The organism is Catenuloplanes niger, assembly GCF_031458255.1.
In the GTDB taxonomy this organism is placed as follows: domain Bacteria; phylum Actinomycetota; class Actinomycetes; order Mycobacteriales; family Micromonosporaceae; genus Catenuloplanes; species Catenuloplanes niger.
On the sequence record NZ_JAVDYC010000001.1, the window covers coordinates 7,731,593 to 7,743,275 of the forward strand.

An 11,683-nucleotide genomic window follows, 5' to 3' on the forward strand; every position below is an offset into this window, starting at 1 on the left:
CGGAGTCATCACGCTGCGCAGGATCCCCCGTACGCGGCGTGTCGCGGCAAAGCATCCGCGATCCGGTCCGATGTGCGCTATATGGTGGGGCTCGTCGAGGGACGCGGCACCGCACAGCGGGAGGTAGTCGCATGGACGAATCTGCTGGATCAGGGTCGGCCCCAGGGGTCGACGACGGCATCGGGATCGGCGAGGACGGCACCGTGGGATACCGCGGCGTGACCGCCTGCCACGCGGTCGGCATCAGCTACCGGCAGCTCGACTACTGGGCACGGACCCAGCTGGTCGTCCCGAGCATCCGCGACGCCTCCGGCTCCGGGACCCAGCGGCTGTACTCGTTCCGCGACCTGGTCGTTCTCAAGGTTGTCAAGAGCCTCCTCGACGCCGGGGTCTCGCTGCAGAACATCCGCAAGGCGATCGAGACGCTGCGGTCGCACGGCGTCGAGGACCTCGCGGGGATCACGCTGATCTCGGACGGCACGACGGTGTACGACTGCCGGTCGCCGGAGGAGGTCGTCGATCTGCTCCAGGGCGGGCAGGGCGTGTTCGGCATCGCGATCGGCGGCGCGTTCAAGGAGATCCAGGGCTCGCTGTCGCACCTGCCGGGGGAGCCGGCGGTCTTCGCCCGGCCCGCGGCGGACCCGGAGCCGGTGGAGTCCTTCGGCGACGAGCTCGCGGCGCGACGGGCCCGCCGGCGGGCCGGCTGATCGTTCCCCGGCCGGGGCGGACGCCGCGCCCGTGACAGAATGATCGTCATGGATGCGGCCTGGGGAATCGTCGGCGTACCGTCCAGCGCGGGAGCGCACACGCCCGGCCTGGAGAAGGGACCGGCCGCGATCCGGCGGGCCGGGCTCGCCGCGGTCCTGGCCGGCGGCGCGGAGGACCACGGCGACGTGGCCGCGTTCCGCTGGCGGCCGGACCGGGAGCGCCCGAACGCGAAGAACGTCGGCGCGGTCGCGCGCGTGGCGGCCGAGACGGCGGACGCGGTGGCCGGCGTGCTCGCGCGTGCGCAGCGGCCGGTCGTGATCGGTGGGGACTGCTCGATCACGGTCGGCGTGGTCGCCGGCTTCGTCCGGCACGGCACCGCGCCCGCGCTGCTCTACGTGGACGGTGGGCCCGACCTCTTCACGCCGATGACCAGGGCGAACGGCAATCTGGACGCGATGGGTACGGCGCACCTGCTGGGCCTGCCGGGCTGCGCGCCCGAGCTCGCCGGGATCGGGCCGGTGACGCCGCTGCTGCACCCGTCCGACATCGTCAGCTACGGTGACGCGCTGGCCGGTGACGACGACCCGGAGCGCCGCCTGCTGGACGAGCTGCGCATCCCGTACGTCACCGCGGCCGAGGTCCACGCGGACGCCACGACCGCGGCCCGGCGCGCGCGGACCGCGATCGAGGCGACCGGCCGGCCGTTCGTGCTGCACCTGGACGTGGACGTGCTGTCGTTCGTGGACGTGCCGCTCGCCGACGTCCCGGACTCCGGCGGCGACCCGGCCGGCCTGACCCTGGCGGAGCTGACCGCGTCGCTGGCCGTGCTCGCCGCCTCCCCGCGGTTCGCCGCCCTGGTGCTGACCGAGATCAATCCGGACCACGCGCCGGACGACACCGTGCTGCGCGACTTCGTGGCCGCGATCGGGAGTGCCCTGCCCGCGGCGGCCGTCCCGCGGGTGTGACCGGCACGGCCGCGCGCGTCACCCGTTCCGGGGTGCATTTCCCCTGATCACGCCCGCACCGGTGATCGCGGTGACACGATGTGCGCGGTGCGCCGGTGGGCCGGCCCGTTGCGGGCAAACCACGCCACCGGCCCGATACGGGGGGAAACATCATGCGAATCAAGGTGCGGTACGTGGCGGTCATCGCCGGGGCTCTCGCGGCGATGGCACTCCCCGGGGCCGCCCACGCGGCTCCGGGCCTGGAGCCGTCCTACATCCGCAACGTCGGACTGGACGGCTGCCTGACCGCGGTCCGGGACGACAGCACGGGCGGGTCCATCGTGCGGGTCAAGCCGTGCGACGGGTCGTTCGCGCAGATCTGGCTGACGCGGGAGCTCGACGTCGACGCGGACGGCCGGCCGGTGTTCACGGTGCGGAAGAACGTGCGGGAGTGCCTGGAGCTGATCGGGGAGTACCTGCCGGACAACGGCCGGCTGGCGCTCCGCGACTGCGACGAGACCAACCCGCACCAGGTGTTCCGGGCGTCCAAGAGCGACTGGTCCGTGCCGACCTGGCGGGTGTCCAACCCGCTGTCCGAGTCGTGGCTGCGGGCCTACCACCAGCACGAGGCGCCGTACGTGGCGGAGACGAAGGAATGGCCGGGCGCGTTCGCCGAGTGGGAGCACGTGCCGGTCGCCGGCTGACCCGGTCCGCCGGGAGGCCACGTCGGCCTCCCGGCGGGCGGCGTCGCCGTGCGTTCGCGGGCCCGGCGCGCCGCGGCGAGGGCGGGCGCGCCGGTGCGGGCGTCAGCGCTCCGCCGCCACCAGTTCCCGGGTCGCCGGCGCGACCTCCTTCGCGAACAGCTCGAGCGCGGCCGGATCGTCCGCGGCCAGGATGAAGCCGCTGGTGCCGTACTCCAGCGTCAGCCCGGCCAGCTCCTCGGCCCACTGGTCCGGCGGCCCGTTCAGGAAGCCCCGGCTCTGCGCGCCGAACGACCCGCCCACGTTCAGCAGCCGCCGGACGTCGGACGCGGACCGCCCGGCGTCCACGGCCGCCGCGTCGATCCGCGCGTTCATGTCGGTCAGGTCGGACGGGCCGCCCTTCAGGTACGCCAGCGACGGCAGCCACCCGTCCGCGAGCCGACCGGTCAGCGCCAGCATGCGCGGCTTGAGCGCGCCCACCCAGATCGACACGTCGTGCGCCGGCGTCGGGCCGCGCTTCGCACCGTCCACCGTGTAGTACCTGCCGGGCACCCGCACGCCGCCCTTGACCGACGTGTCCCACACCGAGCGGATGATCTCGATGCCCTCGGCCAGCGCGTCCACGGCCTGACCGGGGGTGAGCCGCCGCCCCCCCATCGCCTCGATCGCGTCCCAGAACGCGCCCGCGCCCAGGCCGAGCTCGACCCGGCCGCCGGAGAGCAGGTCCAGCGACGCGACCGCCCGGGCCAGCACCGCGGGCTCGCGCAGCGGCAGGTTGAGCACGTTCCCGGCGACCTTGATCCGGCTGGTGCGGGACGCGACGTAGCTCATCAGCGTCCACGCGTCGTGAAAGGACGGCTGGTACGGGTGGTCCTGGAAGGTGACCACGTCCAGCCCGAACCCGTCCGCCGCGACGGCCAGTTCGACGGCCTGCTGCGGCGGCCGGGCCGCGGGCGTGACGAACGCGCCGAAGATCAGCTCGTGTCCGTAGTCGGTCATGACCGGTCCTCCGTTGCGGGGGTGATGTTGAAGTTGTCGCGGAACAGGTTCGTCGGGTCGTAGACCGCCTTGATCGTCCGCAGCCGGGCCAGCGTGGCCGGCGGGAAGGCGTCGGTCAGCCGCTCCGGCCGGGGGTCGGTCTCGAAGCTGAGGTAGAGCCCCTCCATCAGCGGGTAGAGCTCCCGGTCCCAGACCCGGTCGAGCCGCTGCCGGTTGCTGCCGATCGCGGCGATCTGGAAGTTCGCGTCCCGGTGCGCGTACGCGGTGTCGGACACCGCGACGTCGGAGACCGCGCCACCGACCGCGCGGATCTGGAAGAAGTAGGTGGCGCCGCTGGCCAGCAGACGGGCGATGCCGGCCGCCACCTCCGGGGTCAGGTGCCGGACGAACCCGGACCGGCTGACCGGCTCGCCCTGACCGCGGTGCGGTTCGGTGGACGCGTTCGAGATCACCGCGGAGTACGGCGCGATCACCACGTTCTGGTCGTAGAGCGCGGACACCGAGGCGATCGGCGTCATCTGCTCCACGACGGTCTCCGGGTCGGCGGCGTCGACCAGCGCCATGACCTGTGCGAACGACGGCTGGCCCGGCTGCGGCGGGCCCATCAGGAGGTTCGCGGTCAGGTCGCGTGGCGCGGCCTCGACCGCCTGCCCGTACCGGACCAGCATGCCGGCGGTGTCGGACGCGTCCAGCACGAACTGGCCCCAGCCCACGTCGCCGACCTCGTCGACCCGGAAGTCGAAGTCGGTCACCACGCCGACGTTCGCCCCCGCGCCGCGCAGCGCCCAGAACAGGTCCGGGTGCTCGTCCGCGGATGCGCGCACCACCGAGCCGTCCGCCAGCACCACGGTCGCGGCGCGGACGTGGTCGAGGGTCAGCCCGTACTTGCGGGTCATCCAGCCGATGCCGCCCGCGGTGGTGAGCCCGCCGACGCCCACGCCGCCGTAGTCGCCGGAGGTCAGCGCCCAGCCGTGCGGGGCGAGCGCCGCGGCCACCTCCATCCAGCGCATCCCGGCGCCGATCCGGACCAGCCGGGACGCGGGGTCCAGCACCTCGAAGGTCCGGAACCGGCCCATGTCCAGCACGACGCCACCGTCGTTGGTGGACCGGCCGCTGACACCGTGGCCGCCGCTGCGGACACCGAACGGCAGGTGGCGGTGGCCGGCGGCGAACCGCAGCGCGTCGCCGACCTCGTCCGGGGTGGACGGTCGCAGCACCAGGCCGGGGGAGCCGCCGCGCATGTAGTTCGACCGGACCGTGGGGTACTCCACGTCGCCGGGCTCGACCGCGGACCGGGCGAGCGAGGCCGGCACGTCGTCGTAGCCGATGCCGGGGCGGCGCTTCGCGCGTACCGCGGAGGGCCGGTGGTTGGTCCTCGCCAGCGGTGCCGCGGCGGCGCGCAGGGCCGGCATCACCTCGGTCGCGAACGTCTCCATGTCGGCGGCCGAGTCGGTCATCAGGATCAGCGTGCCGACACCGTCCTCCAGGATCAGCGGCAGCAACTCGTCGACCCACTGCGCCGGCGGGCCCTGCAGGAAGCCGGCGGACGTGTCCTGGAACGCGCCGGAGATGTTGAGCAGCCGGCGGATGTCAGCCGGTTCACGGCCGGCCGCCACCGCGGCCTCGTCGATGATCTTGTTGCCGGCCGTGACGCCGTCCCGGCCGATGTAGGGCAGCGACGGGAGCCAGCCGTCCGCCTTGGCGCCGATCAGCCGCAGCATGCGGGGCTTGACGCCGCCGACCCAGATCGGGAGCGCGTGCGCCGGGGCCGGGCCGCGCTGCGCGCCGACGACGCGGTGGAACTCGCCGCCCGCGCGCGCCGGCCGGCCGCTGGAGAGGTCCTGCAACTCGCGGATCACGTCGATCGCCTGGCTGAGCGCCTCGATCTTCTCCCGCGGCGGCCGCACGGTCGCGCCCATCGCCCGCGCCGCGTCCGGGAAGCCGCCGGCGCCGAGCGCGAGTTCCAGGCGCCCGCCGGAGAGTAGGTCGAGCGAGGCGGCGGCGCGGGCCAGGACCGAGGGGGTACGCAGCGGCAGGTTGATCACGTTCGGCGCGAGGCGGATGCGCGACGTCTGCCCGGCCACCCAGGCCAGCAGCGTCCAGACGTCGTGAAATCTCGGCTGGTACGGATGGTCCTGGAACGTGACCAGGTCGAACCCGAGCTCCTCGGAGCGCTTCGCCAGGTCGACCGGGTCGTGCGGCGGCGCGTTCCCGGGCGTGACGAACGTGCCGAACTCGAGGGGGTGTCCGTAACTCATGATCACGCTCTCCGTCTTAGGTTGATGCATCAACCAGTGTGCCAGATCCGGGCGGAAACGGATGTGACATTCGCCGCCCACGGTGCACCACGCCGGCCGCGCGACCATGATCAACACCGCGGATCCGTACCGTCGCACGGTTTTAAATGTTTCGGAACGTCAGGAAACGATCACGCAACACCGCGCGTTACCGCCCGTAATCAACCTTGAGTTCACTGCCGCTCACAACGCTTCGAAGACTCGAGGGAGTACATACAGTGGACAGTGGAAGCACCGCGTGGGTGTTGACCAGCACCGCGCTGGTCCTGCTCATGGTGCCCGGCCTCGCGCTGTTCTACGGCGGCATGGTCGGCGCCAAGCGCGTCATCAACATGGTCATGATGACCTTCGGCGCGGCCATCGTGGTCTGCGTCATCTGGGTGCTCTACGGGTACTCGCTCGCGTTCGGTGACTCCATCGGCGGGGCCGGCGTCCTCGGCCTGGACACCGCGAACTTCGGCCTCGGCGGCGTGATCGCCGAGGACGAGTCCGCCACCATCCCGCCGGCGCTGTTCGCCGTGTTCCAGATGCTGTTCGCGGCGCTGACCACCGCGCTGATCGCCGGCGGCGTCGCCGACCGGATGAAGTTCGGCGTCTGGCTCGCGTTCACCGCGGTCTGGGCCACGCTGGTCTACCTGCCGGTCGCGCACTGGGTCTTCGCGTTCGACAGCGACACCGTCGTCGGCGGCTGGATCGCCAACGACGTCGGCGCGATCGACTTCGCCGGTGGCACCGCGGTCCACATCAACGCGGGCATCGCCGCGCTCGCCGTCGTCATCGTGCTCGGCAAGCGCACCGGCTGGCCGTCGTCGCCGCACAAGCCGCACAACCTGCCGCTGACCGCGCTCGGCGCCGGCCTGCTCTGGTTCGGCTGGCTCGGCTTCAACGGCGGTTCCGCGCTCGCCGCCGGCAACTCCGCCTCCGTGGTCGTGCTCAACACGGTCGCGGCCGCGGCCGCCGCCGGCCTCGCCTGGATCGTCGTCGAGCGGTTCCGCGGCGGCGCGATGACCTCGCTCGGCAAGTCCTCCGGCATCGTCGCCGGCCTGGTCGCGATCACCCCCGCCTGCGGCGCCGTGAACCCGCTCGGCGCGCTCGTCATCGGCGCGATCGCCGGTGCGCTCTGCGCGCTCGCCGTCAACCTCAAGTACAAGCTCGGCTACGACGACTCGCTCGACGTGGTCGGCGTGCACCTGGTCGGCGGCATCATCGGCACGCTGCTGATCGGCTTCCTCGCCACCGCCGACGCGCCGAACGAGCGCGACGGCCTGTTCTTCGGCGGCGGCGTCGAGCTGCTGCTCGACCAGACCATCGCGGCGGTCGCGGTGCTGGCGTACAGCTTCGTGCTGACGTTCGTCATCGCGAAGCTCTTCGACCTGACGGTCGGCCTGCGGGTCAGCCCCGAGGTCGAGCAGGAGGGCATCGACAGCGTCCACCGCGAGTCCGGCTACGACTTCCTCGGCCCCGACCCGGCCACCCCGGCCACCGAGCCGGAGCCCGTCAAGGCCTGATCGCCGCTCGCCCGGCCCCGGCGCCCCACCCACTCCTCCCGGGTGGATGCGCCGGGGCCGTCGCGTTCGGCCGCGCCGGGGCCGTCGGGTTCGGCCGCGCCGCCGTCCGGTGTGCGGGGGTCAGGTCCGGACCGGTGCCGGTCGCTCGTGGCTGACGATGGCGGCGGCCGGGCACCGGAGGACGGCCTCGCGGACCGCCAGCGCGGTGTGGGCGGGTGGCCGCGAGTCGAGCAGGCGGACCAGGCCGGCGTCCTCGTCGAGGTCGAAGACCTCCGGGGCGATCGAGCGGCACATCCCGGAGCCGATGCAGCTCCCGCCGTCGACCTCGACCCGAAACGCACTCATGCGCCGCCTCCCGCTCACTGTCGGTCTATGACATCGTTCCTGACCGTCAATCCGGGCACCAGACGCGGAGATCGCGGATGACGCCAATCCCGGCACGGTTCTGGCCGAAAGCACTACCGGGCCGCGCCGCTCCCGGCCTTCCGGCCGAGGTCCGCCGGCACGCGTTCGCGCAGGCTGTCGACAGCACCGCCGGCTCTAGAGGTCGCTGAACGTGGTCAGGAAGCGGTCGCGGAACGAGTCCATCCGCCAGACCGGGGCGTCCGGGGCCGGCTTGAGCCCGGGCGTCCACTCCCAGGAGGCGACGCGGTCCAGGACGGCCGGGTCCTTGGCGACGATCGTGATCGGGACGTCGCGGCTGGCGCCGTCGCCGGTGATGATCGGCGCGGGCTGGTGGTCGCCGAGGAACACGACCACGGTGTCGTCGGTGCCGTAGGTGGCGATCCACGAGGTCAGCGCCTCGATCGAGTATTCGATGGACTGCCGGTAGGCGGCGCGGACCCGGTCGGAGTTGCTCCACAGCTCGCGGGTGGGCACACCGGCCCGGGCCTGCGGGGTGAAGATCGTGCCGTCACCGACCGCGGTCCAGTCGACCATCCGCGGCAGCTTCGTCCAGGGCGAGTGACTGGACAGCGTGTCGATCTCCGCCATCACCGGGCCGTCGTGCACGTCGAGCTCGCGGCGCTGCAACGCGGAGTAGGAGAACTGGTCCGGGACCACCACCCAGGTGAAGTGCTCGCCCTCGTACCCGATCGTGGTCGAGTCGTAGACCTGGTCGAAGCCGTAGAAGTGCTGCTCGGGCCAGGCGTAGGTGAGCGCGGGCATGATGCCGACGGTCCGCCAGTCCGCGCGCTGGAACGCGCCGGTCAGCGTGGTGTGCTCGGTGCTGACCAGGTTGCGGTACCGCTGCTGGTTGTCGATCCACAGCCCGGACTGGAGCGTGGAGTGCGCCAGCCAGCTGCCACCACCCGCGGTCGGCGAGGTCAGCCAGCCGCTGCGGGCGCTGAACCCGGCCGCGGTCAGCCGCTCCTCGCCGGCGTCCAGCGCGGTCGTCACCGGGCCGGTGTAGTCCGGGCCCTCGACCGCGGTCCGCCCGTAGCTCTCGATGAACGTGAGGAAGAAGTCCTTGCCGGCCAGCCCGGTCAGCAGCCGCTCCGGCGGCACGTCCCGGAACGCGTCGTTCGCGGCCAGCTCCGCGAACTCGCGCGAGTCGGCCAGCCCGGTGTTGATCTGGCGCACCTTGTCCGCGGCCATCCGCGCGGTGCTCCACGCGGCCACCGGTCCGCCCGGATCGGCCCGCAGCCCGGTGCCGGCGATCAACACCCAGATCACGGTCAGCACCGCCACGGTACGGACCGAGGCCCGGTCGTGCCGCACCACGAACCCGGACAGCCGGATCGTCGCGGCCGCCGTCAGCGCCAGCACGCCCACCGCCAGCAGCACCACGCCGATCAGCACCAGCCAGGCCACGGCCGTGTTCGTGTTGCCCTGCACGATGTTGTAGGCGTCCGCGAAGAACGGCCAGTCCAGCACCAGGTCGAACGACCGGGACAGCGTGGTGTAGAAGCCCATGTCGACGAGCTTGACGATCAGCAGGAGGCCGAGCAGCGCGCCGAGCACCGCCGCGAGCACGGTCCGCGGCCGGCGCGGCAGGAGCCGCAGGACGGCGACCGCGATCAGCGCCTCGAGCGGGATCCGGAGGAACGCCGCCGGCCCGAGGCTGCTCACCTGGTTCGGCGACAGCAGCGCGCCCAGCACCAGCACGGCGGCGAGCAGCGTGACCATCCACCCGGCGGCCGTCCGCAGCCGCGCGCGCCCGGCGCCACCGGTGCTCCGCGGCCCGGGTACCGGTGCGGCGTCCGGGGCGTCGGCTTCGGCGATCACGGTCGCGGTCACGTCGTCCGGCGGCGTGTCCACCGGCATGTCCAGACCTGGTGTACGGCGGAAGCGCGTGATCAGCGACAACGGTGAGTTCCTTCGCAGCGGGACCCGTACGGGCCGTCCGACCTACCCGGCCCTAGGTACGTCCGCACCGGCCCGCTGCGTTCAACACCACGCGATCTTTCTGCCGATCCGGTCCGTCGTGCGGGGGACGGCTGGTGGTCACCTGGAGGCAAGGTTGCGCTCCTAGCGTGGGGCACCATGAGCACCGTCGATCGGCGTAGCTTTCTGGCCATGCTCGGCGCGCCCGCGGTCGGGGCGGCCCTGCCGGGTGGCCTGGAGCGCGCGGTACGGATCGCGCCGGACAGCCGGCACGGCAGCATTCGCGACGTCGAGCACGTCATCTTCCTGATGCAGGAGAACCGGTCGTTCGACCACTACTACGGCGCGCTGCGCGGCGTGCGGGGCTTCGCCGACCCGCATCCGGCGCGGCTGCGCAACGGCGACCCGGTCTGGCGGCAGCCGCACGGGGACGGCGTGCTGCTGCCGTTCCGCCCGGAGGTGCCGGACGTGGGACGGATGTTCCTGCCGGACCCGCCGCACGGCTGGAACGACGGGCACGCGGCCTGGAACGGGGGCCGGTTCGACGCCTGGGTGCCGCAGAAGGGCGTCACCACGATGACCCACCACGTGCGCGGCGACCTGCCGTACCAGTACGCGCTGGCGGACGCGTTCACGGTGCTGGACAACTACCACTGCTCGCTGCTCGGGCCGACCGACCCGAACCGCTACCACATGTGGTCCGGCTGGGTCGGCAACGACGGGCGGGGCGGCGGGCCGGTCGTGACGAACGCGGAACTGGGCTACGACTGGACGACATATCCGGAGCGGCTGTCCGAGGCGGGCGTCTCGTGGCGGATCTACCAGGACGTCGGCACCGGGCTGGACGCGGCCGGATCGTGGGGCTGGACGCAGGACCCGTTCATCGGCAACTACGGCGACAACTCGCTGCTCTACTTCAACCGCTACCGCACCGCCACACCGGGTGACGACCTGCACCGGCGGAGCCGCACCGGCACGTCCGTCGTGGACGAGGGACGCGACCCGGAGCGGCTGCTGGCCGACTTCGAGGCGGACGTGGCCGCCGGCCGGCTGCCGCAGGTGTCCTGGATCGTCGCCCCGGAGGCGTACAGCGAGCACCCGAACTGGGAGCCCGGCTACGGCGCCTGGTACGTCTCGCAGGTCATCGACATCCTCGCCGCGCACCCGGAGGTGTGGAGCAGGATGGCGCTGTTCATCACGTACGACGAGGAGGGCGGCTTCTTCGACCACCTGGTCCCGCCGACCCCGGACGTCTCCACCGTGCCGACCGTGAACGAACTCTTCCCCGGCGACGCGACGCTGGTCCCCGGGCCGTACGGGCTGGGCATGCGCGTACCGATGGTGATCGTCTCGCCGTGGACGCGCGGTGGCTGGGTCGACTCGCGGCTGTCCGACCACACGTCGCTGATCCGCTTCCTGGAGGCGCGGTTCGGGGTGCGCGAGCCGAACATCACGCCGTGGCGGCGCGCGATCACCGGCGATCTGACCGGCGCGTTCGACTTTCGCACGCCGAACGACTCCGCGCACGTGCGGCTGCCGGACACCGGCTCGTACCGGCCGGCGGACCTGACCCGGCACCCGGACGAGGTCCCGGTCCCGCCGGCCGACCCGAAACTGCCCACCCAGGAGAAGGGGGTACGGCCGGCGCGCGCACTCCCGTACCGGCTGTACGCGGACCTTCGGGGTGCCGATCTTCGCCTGCGCAGCGACGGCGGTGCCGCGGCCGTGTTCGGCGTCCGCTCGCCGGACCGCGACCCGCGCAGCGTCACGGTCGGCAACGGCGCGGAGATCACCGAGTCGCTCGCCGGCCTGCGCGAGACCGAGGTGCACGGGCCGAACGGCTTCTACCGGCGCTTCGCGGTCGGCGCGGGCACGCCGGTGGACGTCCGGGCCCGGTACGACGAGCACCGCCTGGAGGTGATCCTGGAGATCACCAACCGGTCCGCGGTCCGCGCCGAGGTCCGGGTCGCGGACCGCTACCGCAGCCGCGCCCGCACGCTCACGCTCCGGCCGCGGGAGAGCCGCTCGGAGCGCTGGTCACTGGCCCGCACCCGCGGCTGGTACGACCTGACCGTCACGGCCGCGGACACCGAGCTGCGCTACGCCGGTCACGTCGAGAACGGCAGGCCGAGCATCAGCGACCCGGGCATGGGTGGACTGATCTGACCGTTCGGTGGAGCGGCGGGATCCACCGCCGCTCC

At 72.8% G+C, this 11,683-nt stretch carries 9 protein-coding genes; 5 read left to right on the forward strand and 4 right to left on the reverse strand.

From position 1 onward, the window contains the following. Positions 1 to 131: 131 nt before the first annotated feature. The 3 genes from J2S44_RS33885 (at position 132) to J2S44_RS33895 (ending at position 2,356) form a co-directional block, all read left to right on the forward strand. Entirely contained in the window at positions 132 to 707 is a 576-nt protein-coding gene (locus J2S44_RS33885; protein ID WP_310422391.1) for a MerR family transcriptional regulator, read from the forward strand. A 48-nt stretch (positions 708 to 755) separates the two neighbouring features. After that, complete coding sequence (locus J2S44_RS33890) at positions 756 to 1,673, forward strand: arginase family protein (RefSeq protein ID WP_310422393.1); 918 nt, start codon at positions 756 to 758, stop codon at positions 1,671 to 1,673. 152 nt (positions 1,674 to 1,825) lie between these two features. After that, on the forward strand, positions 1,826 to 2,356 hold the full coding sequence (locus J2S44_RS33895) for a DNA-directed RNA polymerase subunit beta family protein (protein WP_310422397.1): 531 nt from the start codon (positions 1,826 to 1,828) through the stop codon (positions 2,354 to 2,356). Between the two features lie 102 nt (positions 2,357 to 2,458). On the opposite strand, the gene J2S44_RS33900 is transcribed toward J2S44_RS33895, so the two are convergent. Both J2S44_RS33900 and J2S44_RS33905 read right to left on the reverse strand, forming a co-directional pair. Further along, complete coding sequence (locus J2S44_RS33900; protein WP_310422400.1) at positions 2,459 to 3,352, reverse strand: LLM class flavin-dependent oxidoreductase; 894 nt, start codon at positions 3,350 to 3,352, stop codon at positions 2,459 to 2,461. Next, positions 3,349 to 5,610: an LLM class flavin-dependent oxidoreductase gene (locus J2S44_RS33905; protein ID WP_310422403.1), complete on the reverse strand. Its 2,262-nt coding sequence runs from the start codon at positions 5,608 to 5,610 to the stop codon at positions 3,349 to 3,351. The genes J2S44_RS33900 and J2S44_RS33905 overlap by 4 nt, the downstream gene beginning before the upstream one ends. A 257-nt stretch (positions 5,611 to 5,867) precedes the next feature. On the opposite strand from J2S44_RS33905, the gene J2S44_RS33910 reads away from it, so the two are divergent. Then, positions 5,868 to 7,157, forward strand: a complete 1,290-nt coding sequence (locus tag J2S44_RS33910) for an ammonium transporter (protein WP_310422405.1) — start codon at positions 5,868 to 5,870, stop codon at positions 7,155 to 7,157. A gap of 120 nt (positions 7,158 to 7,277) precedes the next feature. On the opposite strand, the gene J2S44_RS33915 is transcribed toward J2S44_RS33910, so the two are convergent. Together J2S44_RS33915 and J2S44_RS33920 are read right to left on the reverse strand one after the other, a co-directional pair. Continuing rightward, the gene (locus J2S44_RS33915) at positions 7,278 to 7,502 is read right to left on the reverse strand and encodes a ferredoxin (RefSeq protein ID WP_310422408.1); all 225 of its coding nucleotides are present in this window, start codon (positions 7,500 to 7,502) and stop codon (positions 7,278 to 7,280) included. 195 nt (positions 7,503 to 7,697) lie between these two features. Continuing rightward, on the reverse strand, positions 7,698 to 9,464 hold the full coding sequence (locus J2S44_RS33920) for a sulfatase-like hydrolase/transferase (protein WP_310422410.1): 1,767 nt from the start codon (positions 9,462 to 9,464) through the stop codon (positions 7,698 to 7,700). Between the two features lie 177 nt (positions 9,465 to 9,641). Between J2S44_RS33920 and J2S44_RS33925 the strand changes: the two genes are divergently transcribed. Continuing rightward, positions 9,642 to 11,648: a phosphocholine-specific phospholipase C gene (locus tag J2S44_RS33925; RefSeq protein WP_310422413.1), complete on the forward strand. Its 2,007-nt coding sequence runs from the start codon at positions 9,642 to 9,644 to the stop codon at positions 11,646 to 11,648. Positions 11,649 to 11,683 lie beyond the last annotated feature (35 nt).

What these genes read in the sequence shown, in the direction of transcription:
- J2S44_RS33885 (WP_310422391.1), top strand. Translation starts at nt 132, where the DNA reads ATGGACGAATCTGCTGGATCAGGGTCGGCCCCAGGGGTCGACGACGGC.
- J2S44_RS33890 (WP_310422393.1), top strand. Translation starts at nt 756, where the DNA reads ATGGATGCGGCCTGGGGAATCGTCGGCGTACCGTCCAGCGCGGGAGCG.
- J2S44_RS33895 (WP_310422397.1), top strand. Translation starts at nt 1,826, where the DNA reads ATGCGAATCAAGGTGCGGTACGTGGCGGTCATCGCCGGGGCTCTCGCG.
- J2S44_RS33900 (WP_310422400.1), bottom strand. Translation starts at nt 3,352, where the DNA reads ATGACCGACTACGGACACGAGCTGATCTTCGGCGCGTTCGTCACGCCC.
- J2S44_RS33905 (WP_310422403.1), bottom strand. Translation starts at nt 5,610, where the DNA reads ATGAGTTACGGACACCCCCTCGAGTTCGGCACGTTCGTCACGCCCGGG.
- J2S44_RS33915 (WP_310422408.1), bottom strand. Translation starts at nt 7,502, where the DNA reads ATGAGTGCGTTTCGGGTCGAGGTCGACGGCGGGAGCTGCATCGGCTCC.
- J2S44_RS33925 (WP_310422413.1), top strand. Translation starts at nt 9,642, where the DNA reads ATGAGCACCGTCGATCGGCGTAGCTTTCTGGCCATGCTCGGCGCGCCC.